This window comes from Thiomicrospira sp. (genome assembly GCF_036568485.1).
Classification (GTDB): Bacteria; Pseudomonadota; Gammaproteobacteria; order Thiomicrospirales; family Thiomicrospiraceae; genus Thiomicrospira.
The window spans coordinates 1-21,635 of the sequence record NZ_DATCSL010000013.1; the positions used below are offsets into that span (position 1 = coordinate 1).

At 43.6% G+C, this 21,635-nt stretch carries 26 protein-coding genes; 12 read left to right on the forward strand and 14 right to left on the reverse strand.

The genetic code is table 11. The features are described 5' to 3' along the window. Positions 1-503 (reverse strand): IMP dehydrogenase (locus tag VIM91_RS01425; protein ID WP_331863056.1); only part of this gene is annotated, 503 nt, incomplete at its 3' end. 322 nt (positions 504-825) lie between these two features. Between VIM91_RS01425 and VIM91_RS01430 the strand changes: the two genes are divergently transcribed. After that, positions 826-1,143, forward strand: coding sequence for a hypothetical protein (locus tag VIM91_RS01430; protein ID WP_331863057.1), 318 nt, complete (start codon positions 826-828; stop codon positions 1,141-1,143). A gap of 72 nt (positions 1,144-1,215) precedes the next feature. On the opposite strand, the gene VIM91_RS01435 is transcribed toward VIM91_RS01430, so the two are convergent. Then, entirely contained in the window at positions 1,216-1,884 is a 669-nt protein-coding gene (locus VIM91_RS01435) for an energy-coupling factor ABC transporter permease (RefSeq protein WP_331863058.1), read from the reverse strand. Between the two features lie 73 nt (positions 1,885-1,957). Here VIM91_RS01435 and VIM91_RS01440 point away from each other — a divergent pair, with 73 nt between their 5' ends. After that, the gene (locus VIM91_RS01440) at positions 1,958-2,374 is read left to right on the forward strand and encodes an RDD family protein (protein WP_331863059.1); all 417 of its coding nucleotides are present in this window, start codon (positions 1,958-1,960) and stop codon (positions 2,372-2,374) included. A 9-nt stretch (positions 2,375-2,383) separates the two neighbouring features. After that, the gene (gene serB, locus VIM91_RS01445; protein ID WP_331863060.1) at positions 2,384-3,214 is read left to right on the forward strand and encodes a phosphoserine phosphatase SerB; all 831 of its coding nucleotides are present in this window, start codon (positions 2,384-2,386) and stop codon (positions 3,212-3,214) included. 80 nt (positions 3,215-3,294) lie between these two features. Here the strand turns inward: serB and VIM91_RS01450 are convergent, their stop codons facing one another. Beyond that, positions 3,295-4,290: an MBL fold metallo-hydrolase gene (locus VIM91_RS01450; RefSeq protein WP_331863061.1), complete on the reverse strand. Its 996-nt coding sequence runs from the start codon at positions 4,288-4,290 to the stop codon at positions 3,295-3,297. Positions 4,291-4,489: 199 nt separating this feature from the next. Here VIM91_RS01450 and exbB point away from each other — a divergent pair, with 199 nt between their 5' ends. The 4 genes from exbB (at position 4,490) to trpS (ending at position 6,992) form a co-directional block, all read left to right on the forward strand. Continuing rightward, entirely contained in the window at positions 4,490-4,912 is a 423-nt protein-coding gene (exbB, locus tag VIM91_RS01455) for a TonB-system energizer ExbB (protein ID WP_331863062.1), read from the forward strand. A gap of 5 nt (positions 4,913-4,917) precedes the next feature. Further along, a complete protein-coding gene (locus tag VIM91_RS01460; protein WP_331863063.1) occupies positions 4,918-5,298 on the forward strand; it encodes a biopolymer transporter ExbD in 381 nt (126 codons plus the stop codon). A 146-nt stretch (positions 5,299-5,444) separates the two neighbouring features. Then, a complete protein-coding gene (locus VIM91_RS01465) occupies positions 5,445-5,909 on the forward strand; it encodes an energy transducer TonB (RefSeq protein WP_331863064.1) in 465 nt (154 codons plus the stop codon). A 78-nt stretch (positions 5,910-5,987) separates the two neighbouring features. Further along, positions 5,988-6,992 (forward strand): tryptophan--tRNA ligase, encoded by a 1,005-nt coding sequence (gene trpS / locus VIM91_RS01470; RefSeq protein ID WP_331863065.1) that lies wholly within the window; start codon positions 5,988-5,990, stop codon positions 6,990-6,992. Between the two features lie 54 nt (positions 6,993-7,046). Here the strand turns inward: trpS and VIM91_RS01475 are convergent, their stop codons facing one another. After that, complete coding sequence (locus VIM91_RS01475) at positions 7,047-8,141, reverse strand: peptidase M42 (RefSeq protein WP_331863066.1); 1,095 nt, start codon at positions 8,139-8,141, stop codon at positions 7,047-7,049. A 176-nt stretch (positions 8,142-8,317) separates the two neighbouring features. On the opposite strand from VIM91_RS01475, the gene VIM91_RS01480 reads away from it, so the two are divergent. Continuing rightward, positions 8,318-8,449 carry a hypothetical protein gene (locus VIM91_RS01480; RefSeq protein WP_331863067.1) on the forward strand — a complete coding sequence of 44 codons (132 nt, stop codon included), beginning with the start codon at positions 8,318-8,320 and terminating at the stop codon, positions 8,447-8,449. Positions 8,450-8,514: 65 nt separating this feature from the next. On the opposite strand, the gene VIM91_RS01485 is transcribed toward VIM91_RS01480, so the two are convergent. From VIM91_RS01485 to mog, 8 genes are all read right to left on the reverse strand, one after another. Then, positions 8,515-8,829 (reverse strand): pyrimidine/purine nucleoside phosphorylase, encoded by a 315-nt coding sequence (locus VIM91_RS01485; RefSeq protein ID WP_331863068.1) that lies wholly within the window; start codon positions 8,827-8,829, stop codon positions 8,515-8,517. Positions 8,830-8,857: 28 nt separating this feature from the next. Beyond that, positions 8,858-9,088, reverse strand: coding sequence for a DUF2798 domain-containing protein (locus tag VIM91_RS01490; protein WP_331863069.1), 231 nt, complete (start codon positions 9,086-9,088; stop codon positions 8,858-8,860). A 3-nt stretch (positions 9,089-9,091) separates the two neighbouring features. After that, on the reverse strand, positions 9,092-9,487 hold the full coding sequence (gene gloA / locus VIM91_RS01495; RefSeq protein WP_331863070.1) for a lactoylglutathione lyase: 396 nt from the start codon (positions 9,485-9,487) through the stop codon (positions 9,092-9,094). 51 nt (positions 9,488-9,538) lie between these two features. Further along, entirely contained in the window at positions 9,539-10,705 is a 1,167-nt protein-coding gene (locus tag VIM91_RS01500; RefSeq protein WP_331863071.1) for an MFS transporter, read from the reverse strand. Beyond that, a complete protein-coding gene (aroC, locus tag VIM91_RS01505; RefSeq protein WP_331863072.1) occupies positions 10,692-11,798 on the reverse strand; it encodes a chorismate synthase in 1,107 nt (368 codons plus the stop codon). Before aroC ends, VIM91_RS01500 begins: the two co-directional genes overlap by 14 nt. 94 nt (positions 11,799-11,892) lie before the next feature. Continuing rightward, a complete protein-coding gene (locus VIM91_RS01510; RefSeq protein ID WP_331863073.1) occupies positions 11,893-12,882 on the reverse strand; it encodes a carbonic anhydrase family protein in 990 nt (329 codons plus the stop codon). A gap of 11 nt (positions 12,883-12,893) precedes the next feature. Beyond that, positions 12,894-13,826 carry a 50S ribosomal protein L3 N(5)-glutamine methyltransferase gene (gene prmB / locus VIM91_RS01515; protein WP_331863074.1) on the reverse strand — a complete coding sequence of 311 codons (933 nt, stop codon included), beginning with the start codon at positions 13,824-13,826 and terminating at the stop codon, positions 12,894-12,896. Beyond that, positions 13,823-14,374, reverse strand: a complete 552-nt coding sequence (gene mog, locus VIM91_RS01520) for a molybdopterin adenylyltransferase (RefSeq protein ID WP_331863075.1) — start codon at positions 14,372-14,374, stop codon at positions 13,823-13,825. Before mog ends, prmB begins: the two co-directional genes overlap by 4 nt. A 77-nt stretch (positions 14,375-14,451) precedes the next feature. Between mog and lon the strand changes: the two genes are divergently transcribed. Continuing rightward, the gene (gene lon / locus VIM91_RS01525; RefSeq protein ID WP_331863076.1) at positions 14,452-17,064 is read left to right on the forward strand and encodes an endopeptidase La; all 2,613 of its coding nucleotides are present in this window, start codon (positions 14,452-14,454) and stop codon (positions 17,062-17,064) included. Positions 17,065-17,106: 42 nt separating this feature from the next. Here lon and VIM91_RS01530 read toward each other — a convergent pair whose 3' ends face one another. Together VIM91_RS01530 and VIM91_RS01535 are read right to left on the reverse strand one after the other, a co-directional pair. Further along, on the reverse strand, positions 17,107-19,161 hold the full coding sequence (locus VIM91_RS01530; RefSeq protein WP_331863077.1) for an EAL domain-containing protein: 2,055 nt from the start codon (positions 19,159-19,161) through the stop codon (positions 17,107-17,109). A 102-nt stretch (positions 19,162-19,263) separates the two neighbouring features. After that, on the reverse strand, positions 19,264-19,698 hold the full coding sequence (locus VIM91_RS01535) for a hypothetical protein (RefSeq protein WP_331863078.1): 435 nt from the start codon (positions 19,696-19,698) through the stop codon (positions 19,264-19,266). A gap of 175 nt (positions 19,699-19,873) precedes the next feature. Between VIM91_RS01535 and rpiA the strand changes: the two genes are divergently transcribed. The 3 genes from rpiA to VIM91_RS01550 all read left to right on the forward strand — a co-directional run. After that, positions 19,874-20,536 carry a ribose-5-phosphate isomerase RpiA gene (gene rpiA / locus VIM91_RS01540; protein WP_331863079.1) on the forward strand — a complete coding sequence of 221 codons (663 nt, stop codon included), beginning with the start codon at positions 19,874-19,876 and terminating at the stop codon, positions 20,534-20,536. A 100-nt stretch (positions 20,537-20,636) separates the two neighbouring features. After that, positions 20,637-21,134, forward strand: a complete 498-nt coding sequence (locus VIM91_RS01545; RefSeq protein WP_331863080.1) for a TlpA disulfide reductase family protein — start codon at positions 20,637-20,639, stop codon at positions 21,132-21,134. 70 nt (positions 21,135-21,204) lie between these two features. Further along, positions 21,205-21,635 (forward strand): thiamine phosphate synthase (locus VIM91_RS01550; protein WP_331863081.1); only part of this gene is annotated, 431 nt, incomplete at its 3' end.

Consider the following 21,635-nt stretch of genomic DNA (forward strand, 5'->3'; position numbering starts at 1 on the left):
GCGGTACGCTCAAATTTTTCTGGCACGGTCACCAATTTTTCTTTAGGTGTCATAACCGCACTAATTGGTTTTTTATGGTCAGTCACAAAGCGCAAATCACGCCCAGTCACCAAGCCGACTAATTTATCGCCATCCATAACAGGCACACTAGAAATATTATTATCATCTGTGATTTTAACCACATCGGCGACCGTAGCCTGAACCTGTACAGTAATCGGATCTAAAATCACGCCATGCTCATATTTCTTAACCTTATTAACCTCAGCAGCTTGCTCAGCAATGGTCATGTTTTTATGAATGATACCAATGCCACCTTCTTGCGCTAATGCAATCGCCAATCTTGCTTCCGTAACAGTGTCCATAGCAGAAGACACAAACGGAATATTCAAACTAATATTGCGTGTTAACTTGGTTTTTAACGAAACATCTTTAGGCAGTACCGTAGAGTGTGCAGGCACCAATAAAACATCATCAAACGTCAACGCTTCTTGCAAAATTCTCACTTTAACTACCTCTCATAATTCTTTATAGGCTGATTAGATTTTTTATTGCCACTCAGAAAAAACCAAATGAAAAAGATTTTTCCTTTAACTTTCAATGCAATAGCAAAAAAAAAGGTGTCTTATTCGACAAAATGGCCCAAAATTTCAAAAATTTCCCCTATTATAAAGTTTGACAGCGACGGGGTAAACTTAATAACGTATACGCAAATACGAAAAACAGAAAAAATGTCTGTTCGTACTTTAGCTTTTTTTGTTCATCCTATACAATTAAAACTGTGATTAACACATAAAAAATAAAAGCTCATCTAATCTGGAGGAATACATGAAAAAATTACTAGTTGGTGCAACTGTTCTAGCTACCCTAACCCTAGGTGCTTGTGCACACAATCAGCACAACGATAATTACGCTTCATTAGTGGAAGAAGCAAAAGCCAAACAAGCTATTTCTAAAGAGAACGGCAATGTCTGGAAGCAGAAAGCCATGAAAAAGCCTTATGTTGAGCATTATTTAGAGGAAGCTGAAAAAGCGCGTCTTGAATCTGTTCGTTTAGCCAAAGAAGCGGTACGTTCAGCGGATGCACAAATTGCACAAACCAAAGAAGCTCAAGATCTAACTCCTGGTTGGTATCAAAGCAAATAAGCTAAACGCTTAGTTAGAAGCCGGCGCTAGCCGGCTTTTTTATACCCCAAATACCCTAACTTACCAAGCGTATTACTTCCCCTTCAGATAGTCAGCATCACTAAAGCTGCTGACCCACTCAGGCTTCATTAGCACAAGACTGGCTATTATAAAACCATTTAAAAAAGCTTCTGGTGCCACTAACAAAGGAATAAAGACCAAAAAGTTATAGCTCAATACTTCATAGTCATATACACCGCCCCAATACAAAATACTTGCAACACTTAACATCGCCAAAAGCGCCCCTATCCCAGCGGCTAAAAAACCATTTAAAAAAACATAGACAAAAAAGTTTCGATCTAAGTATCGATAGGCCAACTTATAAACCCACCAGGTCAAAATGACTGGAATCCAACCCATTAGTATGGCATTTAAACCAAACATACTCCAACCCGCGCCGCCATTTAAGGTCACACCCAGTAAACCCAGTGTCATCGCCATTAAGGCAAATTGTGGCCCAAACATCAGCGTGATGGTTGTCATCAGTAAAAAATGGAAACTAAATCCGCCTCCGATGCTTGCACTCATACTCCATAATAAAATCAATAAAAAAGCGGCGCCAAACCAAACATGTTGTGCATTTTTATCGTTTTTAACCTTATACCAAGGTGCCGTTTTTAATGCCCATAACATCACAATTGAATAGATTCCCCAACCCGCAACAGCCCATTGCCAACTTAACAATCCATCGGGTAAATTCATGATTGCATCCTTTCTTCCACACTAAATCTCTCTAAGCTCTATAATACAGGCTTTCACTCTATGACCCAAAATCATGCTTAAAGCTAAAATTATTTTTGCCTTATTTTACGACCTATTATTGCTACTCGCTGTTTGGTTTGTAGCGGCTATCCCCTTTGTCATCTGGCAAGGAGAAGGTTTTGAAACCCAGCCTATGACCTTACTCGCTTTTCAAATTTATCTGCTGGGTGTCAGCTACATTTATTTGAGTTATTTTTGGCTACAAACGGGTCAAACCCCGGGTTTACGAACTTGGAAGCTTCGCCTAGTTCGAACCGATAACTACTTGCTTACCCGCCGCGATGCAACTGTAAGGTTTGTCTTGAGCCTATTTTCCATCGTGACACTTGGCTTCGGTTGGGTGTGGTTATGGTTTAGTAAAAACAACCAAAGTTTGCACGATCAACTAGCCTTCACTCATATCGTTGATGCATCAGATTCAGCTAAATAAAGGACAATTATGTCGACCATTATAATTCACACACAAACATTAAATTTTGAACAGATAAAAAGCTTCGAAAGCCTATATGGCAAACCTTATCAACAGGCCCAGCATTATAAGATTGAAACCGATAAACCGATCAATTCGGTTGAATTAGCAAACTTATCGAATGTACTTAATTTAGATCTGAATGTCTTACCTAGTGGATTTAATCCTGCAGAGGTCAAGCTGGTCATTAGTGACATGGATTCGACCTTGATCGCCATTGAGTGCATTGATGAGATTGCCGATATGATGGATCTAAAACCCCAAGTATCTGAAATTACGGAAGCCGCCATGCGTGGCGAACTTAATTTTGAAGAGTCTCTCACTCAACGCGTGTCTTTACTAAAAGGCTTGGATATCCAAGCCCTTCAAAACGTATACGATGAGCGCTTAACACTCAACCCTGGAGCAGAAAAGTGTTTGGCCGGTTTAAAGCAAAAAAACATAAAATTCGCCCTAGTATCGGGTGGCTTTGACTTTTTTACTGACCGTTTAAAACAAGCACTAAATTTAGATTTTGCCCGCGCAAATAAATTAAAAATCGCTCAAGATCAACTGACAGGTCAAATTGACGGTTCAATTGTTGGAGCACAAGCGAAAGCCGATTTTTTAAACGAACTCTGCGAACAATTAGAAATAAAACCAAATCAAGTGATAGCGGTTGGTGATGGGGCAAACGATTTACTCATGATGTCTCAAGCGGGATTAAGCATTGCTTATCATGCAAAACCCAAAGTACAACAACAGGCAAGCTGCGCCCTTAATCATCGAGGTCTAGATGCTATTTTGGACTTTATTGCCTAATCGATTAATTTTTTAAATTTAGAGCTTAAAAAAACAAAAAAGCGGGCTAAGCCCGCTTTTTTATAGTTTAAATTAGCTTGTTAAAACAAGTTCATTTCAAACTCCTGATAAGCGTCGCTTACAAAACGACCAATCGTGTGCTCATAACCCGGCCACTTACTGCCGACTTTTTGCATAAATGGATCTGCTTCGATTTTTGGCTTGATTTCAAAATCAGATAAACCTTCGTCATAATATTTGCCAACCGTGTTGTATATCACTTCAAAAAAGGTCTTTTGCTCTTCTACCAGCGCTTTACCGTCATGTAATCCATGTCCAGGAATAAAGGTTTTGATATCCATTTTTTCAAGCTCTTCCATCGCCGAGATAGACCCAGGGAAACTCCCATCCGCCATATTTGCAACGCGACGCATCATCATATCACCGCTATAAAGAACCTTATCTTCAACCACCTCAACCGCTAAATCTGAGTCGGTATGAACCTTACCTAAGTAATGGATTTTAAACGTAGTATCACCCATTTTAATCGTTTCGCCACCCTGCAATTCTTTAGTAGGTGGCGTCACCGCTGTGCCAGCGGTGGCATTATTGGTGTTACGACTCATAAATCCGACCCAAAACTCACCGGCACCGTCTTTAACTTGCTGAATGACTTTAGGATGTGAGTAGATTTCAACATCAGGGTAAGCATCAACAAATGCCTGGTTGCCCAACCAATGATCGCCGTGAATATGTGTATTAATAACTTTTACAACCGGCTTATCCGTCACTGTTTTAATCTGACGAACTAACATTTCGCCAATTTGCAGCGAACCGCCGGTATCAACAACCATTACGCCTTCAGAGGTAACGATAAAACCCGGATTACTAAAAAAGCCTTGGTTTGAAGGTGATGGCTCACCATCTTGAGCTAGAAAATAATAACAACGATCCGTTACTTTTGTGATGGGAACATTTGGCATATCTGGGCCTTTTTCTACCCAATCATCGGCCGAATAAACCGGCTTCATCACCGAAAAACCAGCTAAACCAGCGGTCAAACCTAGGGCTGACTTTAATAATTCACGACGCTTCATTTTGAATCCTTATCTTTGTTAAATTCATCCAAAAAATCAGGGTTAATGTTACTCTCCAGCACTCAAAACTGCAACTCAAAACCCCACCAACTAAGAACCATTATCATTTGTATTGACATCACCATCCTGAGCAATCATAATCCCAGCACTATTTTTTTAAAGTTTATACAACTTTAAACAACCACAGGACAGCGTTTTCATGCAAAGCATACACCTCTATCTTGATATCACTTTTTTCAGCATTTTAGGCTTAATGGGATTCTTAGCTATTTGGATTACGCTTGAACGAATATTTTTATATCGCCGTATTGATGTAAAAGCATTTGCTCACATTGAGCTGCTTAATATTGAAATCACAAAAAACCTTACTACCCTCTCCACCATTGGTGCAAACGCACCCTATGTAGGGTTACTTGGTACAGTCATTGGTATCTTAATTACGTTTTATGAAATTGGACAACAAGATAGCCTTGAAACCTCGGTTATCATGACCGGCCTAGCCCTCGCGTTAAAACTAACGGCGGCGGGCATTGCTGTTGCCATTCCGGCCTTGATGGCCTACAACGGTCTATTGCGTAAGGTTGAAGTTTTACAAGCACACTATAAAGTCTACCAAGGTTAATCTTCATGAAACGTTTCGATTCGATGAACGTTGTGCCTCTAATTGATGTGATGCTGGTCTTACTGGCTATCGTGTTACTGACTGCCTCGTTTATCGTAACCGACAAACTGGATATTCAACTACCCAAAACCGAACACACAAGCCCCTACAATCCTGATAACGAAGAAAAACTCAACCTATCAATTGATCAACACGGCCAATTTTATTGGGATGGCGAAAAACTCAATGCTGAACAATTTAGCCATCAACTTAGTCAACTTGAGGCCAGCACTCATATCCAACTGCGTGTTGACCAGCTTGTAGAATTTCGCCATTTTGTGCGTTTAATGGACATAATAAAACGCCAACAACATGACAATTTAACGATTCTCACGGAACGTAAGTAGCGGTGAAATTCAACGACTCGGTCAAGGCTTTTATTCTTACACTTCTCATTTATCTGCTACTCACTGTAGCGATTCTGATATGGTTTTTTAGGCCAACTCAACCCGCTATAGTCAGTAACGAAAGCGCTGTACCGGTGACCCTAAATATGTTTGAAATGCCGGAACCTCAGCCTGAACCGGAACCTCAGCCTGAACCGGAACCTCAACCCGAGCCGGAACCTCAACCCGAGCCAGAACCTCAGCCCGAGCCAGAACCTCAGCCCGAGCCAGAACCCGTAACGCCGCAGTTTAGTCAGTCAGAAATTGACCAATCTGAAAAACGTTATTTATCCGAGTTAGCCACAACTTTAATGCGACATGCACAAGACACCTACCCAACGATGGCTAAACGTCGCAACTGGCAAGGACGGGTTATTTTACGTTTCACCACACGTGCGGATGGTTCCATCACCAATATTAGCGTTGTCGATAGTTCAGGCAAGCAAATACTGGATGAAGCCGCCCTAAGCATTTTCACCGAACGTATGCAGATGTTTTTTAAAGCCTTCCCCGAAGAAATTCAACGCAAAGAATGGCGTCACACCGTGCCAATCGAATACAAATTGCGCTAAACCTCCGCTTCTGTATTCAGCCCTACAGCGAGTTAGGTTAGAATAGCTGTTTTTCATTCAACGAATAAAGACAGCACTATGAGCAAACCCATTCTGTTTAGCGGTATCCAGCCTTCCGGCGACTTAATGATTGGTAACTACATTGGCTCGATTAAAAACTGGGTCAAATTACAAGATGATTATGAATGTCTGTTCTCTTTAGTGAATATGCATGCCATCACCGTTGAACAGTCTCCCGAGGAATTGGCTAAACGCAGCTTAGATTTTGTGGCGCTTTATCTAGCCTCTGGCATTGATCCAAATAAAAGTACCGTCTTTATTCAATCCCATGTACCCGAACACGCGGAGCTTTCTTGGATTTTAAATTGCTCAACCTATATGGGTGAGCTTAATCGCATGACGCAGTTTAAGGACAAGTCTCAAAAACATGAACACAATATTAATGCCGGTTTATTTAATTATCCGGTGTTGATGGCCGCTGACATTTTGTTGTATCAAACCGAACTGGTTCCAGTGGGGGCCGATCAAAAACAACACCTCGAATTAACGCGCGATTTAGCGCATCGATTTAATAACCGGTTTGAACGCGAGCTTTTTAAAATACCCGAACCCTTTATTGCCGAAGCCAGTGCCGGCGGACGAATTATGAGTTTGCAAGACCCAACCAGTAAAATGTCGAAATCCGACAGCAATAAAAATAACTTTATTGGTTTATTGGATGATCCCAAAACCATCTTAAAGAAATGCAAAAAGGCCATGACCGATTCCGGTGATGTGATTGAATATGATGTCGAAAATAAGCCCGGTGTGTCTAACCTACTTACTATTTACTCGGTGATTAGCGGCAAGCCAATGACTGACGTCATCAAGCATTTTGAAGGCAAAATGTATGGCCATTTAAAAGTGGAGTTGGGTGAACTGGTAGTGGATTATCTCGCGCCTATTCAGCAACGTTTTTATCAAATTCGTGAAGATGAAGCGCAATTAAAAGGCATTTTAAAACAAGGCGCAGAACGCGCGCGTGAACAAGCACAAAAAACCTTGCGTGATGTAAAACAAAGCATTGGCTTTGTTTTACCTTAGTTTTAGCGTTTATTGGCTTAATCATCAGCACCAGGCCTGGTGCTGATGATTAAGCTAGTTTAAATCCAGCTCCGCTACTTTCATCAATAAATTTAAAAACGATTGGCAAGATTGAATCGAGGTGGATTCCTGCATCGTATGATAACCAGTCGTCGGAATTTGCAACGTGGTGCCATGCACAAAACCATTGGACGCTAAAATAATACGCCCCATTTCTGTACTACCTAACGACTTAGGTGGCAAACCTTGTTTCTGCAATTCGTTATTTTGCGCCTCAACAAACTCATCCTTATAGCTATAACGAATGTTCAATTCATCGCAAGCTTGTGCGAGTGCTTGGGTGGTCGCCTCGTGATAATGCGCGTGACTGTCTTTTTTACGTAACACCACATCTTGCTTTAACACTGCATCACGATTTGGGTAAGGACTCGTATCCAATACAATTAACTGGTTGGTCGAACCACCAAAACGCCGGAACCATTCCAAAAGGTAACGCCAGCTACTCCCCGACTCTTCTTGAGCGGTAAAAAACGCCGTACCCTGATAACCTAGACTGAACATATGCACTAATAAAGCGGCGGTTAATACGTTATCCAACTGGCCTTTTAACCACTGGTCCTCAACTTTCAAGCTGTCACGAAATCCGACTGGCGTCCCCGCCACCAAATGCTCCAAGCCTTCCAATTCAAAAATCAAGTTATTACGAAATTCACAGATATAAGTGTTACGAATCACACCAGATCCGCGATAAGCACCAGACCAAGGTTCATAAGCCATCACAGGTGTCGCATCAAACCGATCACTGATACGCAACATCAGCTCTTCACTCACCGCATTGCCTAGTAGATCAGACCGATGCCCCGAAACAAACGCCGCATACTGAAACTCATTTGGTCCAGTGCAAATTAAACCATGCCGATCAATGTGCGCTGAAAACATAGAGGAATTTGGCTGATTTCCTTGCGCCACCAGTAAGCCTTCATACCAAGTTACTTTTGCGCCCCGTTCTTCAAGCTCACGTTGCAATACCCGAAAAAAGGAATGTTCGGCCCCCACCACGCTCGGCTCTCGAATCAAGGATTTGAGAAGGTCTATAAATTCAGCAAACTGGTTCAAAATACGTCCTTTTATTAATCTGCTTTCAAACATGCTTAATCAGCAATATGCTCTTATTCGCATTATCGGCCAGACCCGCGCGCATTACCATATTTTTTAGCATCCACTCGGCATGCAATAAGACTTTTTGGCTTGATATTCTGTGTTTTGGCCGGTTTACATGGGATAATCTTAATCGTTAAACCCTAAACAAATTAAAAGGAACCCGCATGTGGATTGAGCATATTGGCACCATTGGAATGATTGCGTTTGTGGTTTTAATTGCTTTAAAGCTCGGAGTCATGTTTATTTTCAAATGGCAAAAGTACCGCAAACGTAAACAAAAAAAGGCCGAATCTTAAAATCAGATTCGACCTTTATGCTCAAGCACCATGCCTGGTGCTTGAGGGCGCAGCCAATAACAGACTTAATAATAAGTACAGCAGTAATCCGTCACCGATTTAACTTTAATACCAAACTTGGCGTTCGCCGGCACTTTAAAGGACTCGCCGCCTTTGATGGTTTGCCATTGGGTTTCACCAGGCAACAAAATCTCCACTTCTCCGGCCATAATCTCCATTAACTCATTTTCATCTGTACCAAATTCATAGTCACCCGGCATCATAATACCCAAGGTTTTACGCGAGCCATCATTAAATTTTACGACTCGACTCGTCACCTTACCGTCAAAATAAATATTCGCTTGTTTCACCACGGTCACATTTTCAAAATTTGCAGACATACTTTTTTATTCCTACACTTGTTTTTATTTAAGGTTGTTTTACAACCCAACTCACTAACTTTCTTACCAAAGGCCCCACCAATAAGATCACCGGAAAGGCCACAACAAAGGCCATCACCCAAGCATGAAACCAAATTGAGAGTAAATCATCAACCCAACCAAGGTTAATAATACTAATCACAAACGACATAATGGCTGACATGATAAATGACATGAAAAAGGCAAACGCAATGTGCTGATGCTTTGCTGGAATAATCATAATTTAACCTCGTTGGTGATCGGCGCCGATTAATTCGATCGGATAACCATCCGGGTCAGCTATAAAAGCAATAATGGTCGAACCCGCGTTCATTGGGCCCGCTTCACGCAAAATCTTCGCTCCCTTGGCTTTTGCTGCATCCGCCGCCTTGTAAACATCCGGCACTTCAATTGCAATGTGACCATACCCCTCACCTAAGTCGTATTTTGACACGCCCCAGTTGTAAGTTAATTCCAACACTGTGTGATCTGACTCATCACCATAACCTAAAAACGCCAGGGTAAACTCACCGGCTGGATAGTCTTTTTGACGCAATAACTTCATGCCCATCACTGAGGTATAAAAATCAATCGACTTTTGCAAATCACCCACTCGTAGCATCGTGTGTAAAAAACGCATACTGCTTCTCCTTTCTAAAACTTTAGCCAAGTACCAGGCCTGGTGCTTAGCCTATAGTGTGGCCGGCCGCAACCAACGCCAGGCAATAATTAGACCGATAAATACAGCCAAGCTTGAGGCCATATACGATAGCATAGCGCCGCCTAACGTCCAAGTTAACCCCGCGCCTAATGCCCCCAACGCGCCCCCCAAACCTTGGCTGGCGGTCGCATAAACGGCTTGGCCGCGTCCGCGGTTAGCGCCATAAAATAAACTGTCAATTAAATGCAAAGCTGCGGCATGAAACAAACCAAAACTCGCGGCGTGCAAGAGTTGCGCAAACATCATGACACTTAAACTTTCCACGCCCCATATATTGAGTTGCCAACGAATTAAGGTTAAAACTAAACTCGCAATAATCAGCGTTCGCACTCGATAACGTGCAAATAAATGCACCATCCAAAAGAAAACAAAGATTTCCGCCGCCACGCCCAATGCCCATAATCCAGCAATCAGACTTTTGCTGTAACCATAACTCGCCAAATCAATCGAGAAAAAGTTGTAGTAAGTGCCATGTGAAAACTGAATTAAAAAGCTCACAGCTAACAGAGACACAACCAACGGCGAACGTGCAATGCCCCAAAACCGATTGTCGGTTTCATCTGACTCTATTTTGGGGTGATCTTTTAACATCCAGCTTGTTAGCCATAAAGCGATAAATAGCCCTAAAATCACCCAAGGAAAGCCGGCCAAATCCCAGCGTGTAAAAAGCTCGCCTAACACCAATACAGCCGCAATAAATCCGATTGAACCCCATAAACGCACTTTGCCATAGCGTGCTTTCTGGGAGCCGAGCTGGCTGAAGGTATAAGCCTCAAACAAAGGTAAACCGCCATGCCAGAAAAAGCTAAACAAGGCCACCACCAGCAACACGCCTTCAAATCTTTGCGTCCATAAAAGTCCGATTGACGCTAAGCTGGCCAACCCTATACACACCCGAACCCAACGCATTATATGACCGGTTTTATCGGCTAACCATCCCCAAACATAGGGCGCGATAATTTTAGTTCCAATCAGTACCGCCATCACCTGCCCAATTTGCCAAGCATTGAAGCCCAACGATTGCATATACAGGCCAAAAAATGGCAATAACGTACCAAACAGCGTGAAATAAAAGAAATAGTAGCTGGATAAGCGCACCGCAGGCAGGTGCGCCGGTGGCTCGCTAGGAGTGTGCAATTTTCGCCAAATCCATCACAGGCGGCACCACATCCCCATTTTGGGCACGTTGACGCAGGAAGTGGTCCAACAACACCATCGCCATCTGGGCTTCTGCGATCGGTGTCGCTCGAATCCCCACGCAAGGGTCGTGACGACCCTTGGTAATCATTTCGACGGCTTCGCCTTGACGATTGATGCTTTTACCCGGCACCGTCACACTTGAGGTGGGTTTAAGTGCGATATGCGCAATAATGTCTTGTCCGCTGGAAATACCGCCCAAAATGCCGCCAGCATGGTTCGACATAAACCCTTCTTCTGGTGACATCTCATCGCGATGTTGTGTGCCTTTTTGCTCGACCACCGCAAAGCCATCGCCAATTTCAACGCCTTTGACGGCGTTGATGCTCATTAACGCATGCGCCAAATCCGCATCTAGCCGATCAAATACTGGCTCGCCTAAACCCACCGGTACATTTTTCGCCACGATCGTAATCTTGGCACCAATTGAATCGCCGGTTTTTTTCAGCTCGGTCATATAGGCTTCCATTTCAGAAACCTTATTGGCGTCTGGACAAAAGAATGGGTTGTTATCAATAATCGACCAATCGACCTGCTCAACTTTAATGGGCCCAAGTTGTGATAAGTAACCGCGTACTTCCACCCCTAAACGTTCTTTCAAATACTTTTTAGCAATCGCCCCTGCAGCCACACGCATCGCAGTTTCGCGCGCCGATGAACGTCCACCCCCACGATAATCTCGTACGCCATATTTTTGTAAATAGGTATAGTCCGCATGTGCTGGACGAAACGTGTCGGCAATTTTTGAATAGTCTTGTGAACGCTGATCGGTATTTTCAATTAATAAACCAATCGGCGTGCCGGTTGTTACACCCTCAAACACACCTGATAGAATCTTAACTTGGTCGGGTTCACGGCGCGCGGTCGTGAACTTGGAAGTACCCGGTTTACGGCGATCTAGTTCAGCCTGAATATCCGCTTCACTAATCACCAGGCCTGGTGGGCATCCATCTATAATGCAGCCTAATGCCAAACCATGACTTTCGCCAAATGTCGTGACTCTAAAAACTTGCCCTAAGGTATTGCCCGCCATAATCGCTTTTTCCTAATCTTTTTATTTTGTTCTAATCGCACTAGTTTATTTGGTTTTGGAGCGTTTTTCTCATCTCTGTCAATCTTGTCACCGATTAATAATCGAAGTAATAACCCGGTGAACTTTGCGATGGATGATCATCCGTTTCCTGCATCCAAGATTTCATTGGCACACGACCATTTAAGCCTTGTAAAGGTCGAGCATTATCACCCATTAATTTGTTCAGTGCTACCAGCTGGCTAATCGAGGCTTGAATCGGCTTACTAAAGACCAACCAAATCACACCTTCATCACAAGGTGGCTGCGTCATCGACCCCGCATAACGATAAAAGCGTTTGTCCGAAGGTAAAAACTTAACCGGGTTAAAGTTTACTTTTTCAACCACTTGCAAATTATCTTTGGTCTTAGGCAGGTTTTTCAAAATAGTGGCAAGTTGTTCATTATTTTCGCCTTCCTGCACAATCACACTCATCACCACTTGTTCGCCTTCACCATTGCGATGGATTAATTGAATTTCCATCGGATAAGCAAAACCTTCAATATGATGCTCACTCGGCGTATGGAAGGTGTAATGGGTTAATTCATAACGCTGCTTGCCTAACTGAATATAACTGCCCAACGGATAGTTACCACGCAAACCATGATCTGAATGAATCAAACGCAAGGGCACATCCCGATAAGCAATATCTAATGCGGCTAAACCCCGTGTGTGAACCGCTTGCTGGCTGGTTAAATTAATTGGCGACTGATTTTTGCCTAATCCACAGGTTTGATAACGCGAATCCAACTGTGCCCAATAACGTGGTGCTTGCTCGGCAAGATAACCCCATTCCGCTGGTTCAGCTAAGACAGCTGGCCGATTAGATTCTGCTTTGGTCTCGGATTTATTTTCTTCAGTCTGCGCTTCAGAAGCCGCCGTATCCGAACCCTCTGCCGACTCAGAATCGGTTGGCGTTTGGTTTGACGCTTCGCCTTGTTCGACTGCAGCCGGTTGAATCTCAGAGGCCAAATCAATTAAAGGTTCTTCAGCCCATACACTGGTCGCTAAAAGACTCCATGCCCATGCCATCAGCCACTTTTTCATCTTAATTCCTCTCAAGACTTTACACGCTGATTCAAAATATCCTGAAACAACGCCAACTCATTGCGATTAATAGCAAATACACCCTCTCCCCCATGCTCGAATTCAAACCAATAGAAGGGAAGTTCTGGGTATGCCTGCTCCAAATAATATTGCGATACACCGACCTCGACAATTAATACACCATCCTCGGTTAAGTGATCGGCGGCTTCGGCTAAAATCCGGCGCACTAAATCTAAACCGTCCTCACCTGCCGCTAAACCTAATGCAGGTTCGGCTTGAAATTCTTCGGGTAACGCATCCATTTCAATTTGATCTACATAAGGCGGGTTGGACACAATTAAGTCATATCGCTCGCCAGCTAAGGCCGAAAACAAATCGGATTCTATCGTGCGAGCTTCGTTTTCTAAGTCGTAGCGCGCAATATTTCGTTGTGCCACTTCGAGGGCTTGCGCAGAAATATCCACCAAATCTACGCTGGCATTTGGCAAAGCTTGCAAAGACGCAATGCCAATACACCCTGAACCAGTGCATAAGTCCAACACCCGAGTCACCGCTTCGGGTTCAACCCAAGGTTGGTAATCTTGTGCAATTAACTCCGCTATCGGCGAACGTGGCACCAGCGTGTGCTGATTGACATAAAACTTCAAGCCGGCAAACATCGCCTCACCAATTAAATATGCACTTGGTTGGCGAGTTTCTACTCGACGCCGCAATAACTCCGTTACTTCGTGACGTTCATGATCGGTCAAACGTGCTTTACAATACTGATCCGCCAAACCCCAAGGTAAACTTAAACTATGCAAAACCAACACCTTAGCATCATCGAATGCATTATCCGTGCCATGTCCGAACACCAGGCCTGCTTTTTGAAATAAAGAGCCCCCCCAGCGAATAAAATCTTCCACGGTTTCTAAGCCTTCCGGCTGATAGTTTAAATTACTCACTCGCTCGCCTTTTGCTTTGCATGTTTGGGGCGAAACGCTTTCACAAAGTCATCATGCGTTTCTAAAAATGGCCCTTCAATTAAGTCAATACAATAAGGTACGGCAGGAAACACCGCCTCTAAACATTCACTTATTGCCGAAGGTTTGCCCGGCAAGTTAATAATTAAACAGCTTCCGCGCGTTCCCGCAATTTGGCGTGACAAAATCGCGGTCGGTACATATTGCAATGACACCGCACGCATTTGTTCGGCAAACCCATCTAAAATTTTATCGCATACCGCCATCGTCGCTTCAGGTGTGACATCGCGTTTCGCCGGGCCGGTACCACCAGTGGTTAAAATCAGGCAACAACCTTCGTCATCTACCAACTGCATTAAAGTTTGCTCAATGGTGGACTGCTCATCTGGAATCAGTTTCGGCACCGCTTGCCAACTACTTGATAAAGCTTGAGTTACCCAAGCCTGCATCGCTGGTCCACCCAAGTCTTCATAAACGCCCGAACTGGCACGATCTGAAACCGTCACAAAGCCAATTTTAATGTTTTGCATGCACTCCCCTTGAAACTGAGCAATAAGACCCGCATATGATACCGTAATTCATTAACTAATATAAAATTGAAGCCCGTATGAGCGATTCAGAATTAGAATACGAAAATCAAACTCCACCCGCACCTGAAGAGGATTCGGCCAATCCTGAGTCTTCCAATGACGAGCTAAACGACCTTGTCGAACAAGATGACTTAACGGCTGATGAAGCCGTATTTGATGCCATTGAGTCTGAAGATAACGTGCATTATGAAGCCGATATCACCCCCAAACTCTTGGCTAAAGCCACGGCTAGCTTGCCTCAGGCGATTTTTTTAATCCCAATCAAAGAGCGCCCGTTCTTTCCTGGTCAAACACTCCCGGTGGTTTTAAACAAAAGTGTTTGGTTAGAAACCATCGAAGCCATTACTGACAGCGGTGCAAAACATGTCGGGGTGATTTATGTCGATAATGACGATCACCACAACGCTAAACCAGAAGAGTTCCATAAAATTGGTACCCTCATCCGCATTCATGAGCCAAAAATTCGCGATCATCATATTCAATTGGTGGCCGAAGGCGTGTGTCGTTTTCAAATTGAACATTGGCTAAGTGATAGCGCGCCATACAAAGCGCAAGTTAGCTATCCCAAAGATATTCGTACCGCGACTGACAAGGAATACAAAGCCTATGGTTTAGCGATTATGAATGCGTTTCGTGAGCTTTTACCGCTTAACCCGCTTTACAGCGAAGAGTTGCGTTACTTTTTAAATCGCTACAACCCGGAAGACCCGGAACATCTTGCCGATTTTGCCGCCGCCATTACCACTGCAAATGCCAAACAGCTACAAGAAGTGCTCGAAACTTTGGATTTAATGGAGCGCCTCGAAAAAGTGTTGGCGTTGTTTAAGCACGAAATTGAAGTCACCAAACTTCAATTCAATATTAGAGAACGCGTCGAAGAAAATCTCAGCGACCAACAGCGTGATTTTTTCTTGCGCCAACAACTCAAAGAAATTCAAAAAGAACTCGGCATTGTTAAAGATGATCGTACCGCCGATGCCGATTTATTTCATGAACGCATGGAGGGCTTAGCCCTAACCGAAGAAGCTGAAAAAAAGGCGGAAGAAGAACTCAACAAACTGGCGATCTTAGACCCTCAGTCACCCGAATATAACGTATCGCGCAACTGGCTCGACTGGTTAACCCAATTGCCCTGGGGAAAACACAGCAAAGACAAGCTCGACCTCAAACGTGCGCGTAAAATTCTCGATCAAGGCCATGACGGTTTAGATGATGTCAAAGACCGCATTCTCGAATTCTTAGCTGTCGGCGCCTTAAAAGGCGAAGTATCGGGTTCGATTATCTGCTTAGTTGGCCCGCCCGGTGTAGGGAAAACCTCGATTGGACGTTCTATCGCCGATACACTTGGCCGTCAGTTTTATCGCTTCTCAGTAGGCGGTATGCGAGATGAGGCCGAAATTAAAGGTCATCGCCGAACCTATATTGGCGCCATGCCGGGTAAATTTGTGCAAGCCTTAAAAGACTGCCAAACCGCTAACCCGGTGATCATGTTAGATGAAGTTGATAAAATTGGTGCCTCTTATCAAGGTGATCCCGCCTCGGCTTTACTTGAAGTGTTAGACCCAGAGCAAAACCACGAGTTTATGGATCACTTCATGGACTTACGCTTTGATTTATCCAAAGCGGTGTTCATCTGTACCGCTAATACCCTAGACACCATTCCAGGGCCATTGTTGGATCGTATGGAAGTGATTCGTTTATCAGGCTATATCACCGAAGAAAAAATTCAAATCGCCAAACACCATCTATGGCCTGAACTATTAAAGGACGCCGGTTTAACCAAACAACAAGTGCAAATCACGCCGGCTGCTATTCGCCAGGTTATCGAAGGTTATGCACGTGAAGCCGGTGTGCGTAATTTGAAAAAACAACTGGCGAAGTTAATTCGTAAAGTCGCAATTAAACTCGTGACTGGCGAAATTGATCATGCACGTTTGCATTTAAACCAGCTTGAAACCTATCTTGGACAACCAAGATTCAGTGCCGAAAAACACCAGCAACAAATCGGCACCGTGACCGGTTTAGCTTGGACGTCAATGGGTGGTGCTACCTTAAGCATTGAAGCCAGTCGCGTACATACCCTCAATCGTGGTTTTAAATTATCCGGCCAATTGGGTGAAGTTATGCAAGAGTCGGCGGGAATTGCTTATAGCTATATTTCCTCCAACCTAGATAAATTTAAAGCCGACCCGAAATTCTTTGATGAGGCGTTTGTGCATTTACATGTGCCGGATGGTGCGACCCCTAAAGACGGCCCAAGTGCGGGCGTCACCATGGCAACCGCCCTGTTATCACTGGCGCGCGATGAAGCCGTCATTCGACCTCTGGCCATGACAGGCGAACTCAGTTTAACGGGTCAAGTGTTAGCCGTGGGCGGGATACGTGAAAAGGTGATTGCCGCGAAACGTATTGGTTTAAAAGAATTAATCCTACCAGATGATAATCGCAAAGATTACAACGAGTTACCGGATTATCTAAAAACCGACATGACGGTGCACTTTGCTAAGGTATTTGATGATGTAGCAAAACTGGCATTTAATATTCGCAGCAAATCCAATGCCGTTAAACGCCTTGAACAAGCCAGCTTAAAACCTAAAATGAGCGAAACCAAGGTTAACGACAGTAAATAAAAGGCCATTTGTCGAAGCACCAGGCCTGGTGCTTCGACAAAGTTAGACTTCTTCCACTAATAAATCGGCACTCGGGTAACCAATTGCATAACCTTGGGCATAATCAATGCCAAGATTTTTAACCAAATCAATTAAAGCCGGCTGACTGACAAATTCGGCAATCACTTTGATGCCAACATGCTTGGCAAAATACACCACACTTTCGACCACATATTGTGCTTCTTTATTCTCAAGCAGCCCCTCAACTAAGGTGCCATCTAACTTAATGTAATCAACTTTAAGTTTTAATAAATGTTCAAAGTTAGAGTAACCGGTACCAAAATCATCAATCGCAATTTTGCAGCCACGAGATTTCACCTCACTAATAAAACGTGAGACCTCAGGATAGTTTTCAATCCCTTCAGATTCGAGAATTTCAAAAATAACACGGCCGGCGTTGTTCTTGTTAAGCAAACCAAAAATGGTTTGGCGAATATCGTCACTCACAATATCTTCATAGGACAAGTTAATACTAAAATTAAGCTCAGATTCCTCAAAGGCGGCAAACGATTTTTGTAACATAATGCGCACCAATTCAGGGTAAAGCTTAGAGCGTTGCGCGACATGTAAAAAATTTGCCGGTGTTAAATGGCCCGCATCATCCGCGATGCGCATCAAACATTCATAATGAGTAATGCGATTGGTTTGCAAGTCACGAATCGCCTGAAATACCGGGATCACTCGATCTTGTTCAATCGCTGTACGTACTTCATGACTGATTGTTAAATTAGAGCGATACTGTGCCGAATAATCCAAATCTGGGCTATAGCACAAGGTGTTTAAACGCTTAAACTTGGCATGCAACATAGTCATTTCCAAGCGGCCTAAGGTATTTTCATGCTCTTTAGTTCCCACAATCGTGACATTAAATTCAACATCATGATCATTAAATTGTGGCAACCGATCTTGCACTAAATGATGATGCAGGTCATCTAATAGCGCTTGCACATCTTCATTTAAGTCCGGGGTATATATCACAATAAATACATCCGCGTTTAAACGATACACCCGATCTTCGACAAAACGTTGCTTCAACTTATAAGCCAGTTCACACAAGATCACATCACCGATTTCAGTGCCAAACACCTCATTGATTTCTTTAAATCCGTCAATATTAATCATCAAGACGGCATCGTTTTTATCTAAATCGACTAGATCTTGTTTTAATTTATAGCGGTTTAACGCTTGAGTTAGGGTATCAACCTGATACATTTTTTCTAGCTGTCGAGCTTTGCGTTCAACATCTACCTGCAACCGATGACTGTAAGACACCATTTGAGACTGAAAGTCTGATACTTGCTGATGCAGTTTGCGCAAACGCCCCATGGATCGCAGGTTATAGTGACGCATCACCAGTAAAGCAAACAGCACTAATACAAAACTCACACCCAATGACCAGATCGCACTGGTGATCAAACGGCTTTGCTGATTCGCATGATACTGACTGACTAAAGCATCAAAATCATCTAAATACAAGCCCGCACCCAGCACCCAATTCAACTCCGGAATCAAATGGATATAGCTGGTTTTTTCACTCGAAAAATCCGTGCCTGGCTTGGTATACCAATAACTGACCTGAGCTTGACCGGTTTCACGCAACTGGGATAAATATTGCTCGCGATAGGCAAAGCCTTTTTCATCCAATAACCCAGAATCCATCAGCAAGCCTTCTTGCGACGGATCTATTGGTAACAATAAATGTTCGGCAAACGCGGGACCACCCTCAATATTGTGTAATTGCAGCACAAAAAAGTAACCTCTGTTTTCCAGCCCAAAGCGCTGAGAACGTAATCGTTCAATGGCTTGTTGTGGATCAAACTGGTTGCTTTTCAGCGACTGATTAATAAGATGAAGTTCACGTTCTAAATGCGATTGAAGTTCGGAGAACTCTTTGGTGAAAAGTTCGTTTTGAAAGGATTGTAATTGATGCGTGTTATCACGGTATTGTAAGAAGAAAAATAAGGCCTGAAAACTCAAAGTCAAAATTAAGACCAGACTCAACAAACCCCACCAAGTACGTTTGAACAGCCAGTTTTCTGTTTCTTTTAAACGATCCATCGTTATCTCTCCATAAAACAGAAGTCAACTATCGCATAGAACACTCAAAAAAAACAGATGAAGAAAGCTAAAATTAGGTATTTGGTCTTAACAAATTCAACGCTATAAAACGAGTTCTTGTTCTAGCAACCAACCCCTTGATGTATTTCGAAATTGAAGTTGTTTAACCAGCTCAAATGTATCATTTTGACGAAAACCAGGCGGTAAAGCTTTTAATGCAGAAACCACCCCAGCTTGATCAAGATTGGTTTTCACCCCTTCTTGATCCGCTTGCTGCAAACGGGCCACTAAATCCGTTTCATTAATCGCCGCTTTGACACGGTAACGCACTTGAGCGACATAAGTATCCGCGCCCTGTTTATGGGCGGTTAGCATTTGCGTTTCGGATAATGGAAACAACTCATTTAGCTTTAAGTTATCTTGCCAGTAACGCTTGGCCATGACTTCTACCGCCAAATCCGACGGCTTACTTTCAAAACAACCTTGCAACCCCAACACCAATACCAACCAAACCGCGAACAAACTATAACGTGGCATTTAAACCCCCATTTTTTAAGCATCAACTCATTTAAAATTGGCAAAAATTATAACATTGGATCGGCAAAACCAGCGCTTGGATTATCTTGGCTATACTTTTGAGGCCATTTTGTTTTAAAATAGCCGGCCGTTTTGCTTATATAAATGATAATAAAATATAAAGGTGGACACAGTTATGACACAGGACGAATTAAAACAACTGGTTGCTAAGGCCGCCATTGAACACGTGGTTCCAGAGACCATTATTGGAGTAGGCACGGGTTCAACCGCTAATTTTTTCATTGATGAATTAGCCAAAATTAAACATACCATTGAAGGCACGGTCGCCAGTTCAGAAGCCTCTGCCGAGCGTTTACGTGGCCACGGCATTCCAGTGCTTGATCTCAACAGCGTCAACGAAATTTCAGTTTATATTGACGGTGCTGATGAAGCCGACCCAAGCTTGCATCTTGTTAAAGGCGGCGGCGGTGCTTTAACCCGCGAAAAAATTGTCTTGGCGGTCGCTAAAAAGTTTGTTTGCATCGCAGATGAAAGCAAAAAAGTAGCGGTTTTGGGTAAGTTTCCTTTACCTATCGAAGTGATCCCAATGGCACGTAGCTATGTCGCGCGTGAAATCGTTAAGCGTTTTGGTGGCGAACCGGTATTACGTGAAGGCTTCACTACCGACAACGGCAACATCATTTTAGATGTACACGGTTTAAAAATTACCGATCCGGTCGCAATGGAAACTGAAATCAACCAAATCGTCGGCGTGGTCACCAATGGTTTATTTGCTTGCCGTAAAGCCGATGTGTTTTTGTGCGGTAGCCAATCAGGGGTTGAAACCATTACCGCTTAATCTATTGGCATTGGACGACAAAAATTAAATAGGCACGAGCTTTAAAGCGCAAGCTTTGCGCTCGTCGTTGAGGTGTCATAATCCAACATGGAGATGCAAAATGAAATCCCTTTCAACTAAATTATTAATGGGCGCAGTGATTGTTCTAGTTGGGGCTGTTTTGATTTTCACCTTAAGCGGTGGCGAGAAAGCACCGAGTTTGACAGTCACGGCGTCAAATGGCGAACCGCTTGAACTCAATCTGCCTAAAAAGCCGGTACTGGTCAACTTCTGGGCGACGTCTTGCCCGAGTTGTGTTAGCAAAATGCCCAGCCTCGCCGAGCTAAAAAATGAATTGGGAGATCGTTTTGAGTTACTCGCCATCTCAATGGATTATGATCCTGCGCCGCAAGTCGATGCGTTTATTAAAGCCCACAACTATCCGTTTAACTTTATTAAAGATACCGATGGTGCTTTGAGCCGCGCATTTGGCGACATCAAATTGACGCCGACGACCTTTTTAATCGCGCCCAATGGCAATATCGTTTACCGTAAAATTGGCGATACGGATATGACCCATTTACGCGAACGTATTGAAAAACTGAGCCCTCAACTCTAGTTTTGATGGCAAACTTAAAACATGCTCAGCGCCCTGATCCGGGCGCTGTTGCGCTTCCTGCCCTATTCTAATGATGTCTATTCGCGGCTTATATGCCATCACCGACCCTCACTTATCACCAGGCCTGGTAGTCCTTGATCACGTGCGTCAAGCACTTGAAGGCGGTGCGCGTATTGTGCAATATCGTGATAAATCCAGTCCGTTTGACCAACAAATGGCGATCGCCCATCAACTCAAAACCCTCTGTGACCAATACCAGGCCTGGTTGATTATTAACGATTCCATCGAGTTAGCGAAGCTCAGTCACGCCCACGGCCTACATATTGGTCAACAGGATAGCGACTTGCAACAAGCTCGCGCACAACTTGGCCCAAATGCGATCATTGGTGTGTCTTGTTATAACGACTTGTCACGCGCTCAGCAGGTGCAAGCTCAAGGCGCAAATTATGTTGCCTTTGGCCGTTTTTTTGATTCGAAAACCAAACCCCACGCGCCACCTGC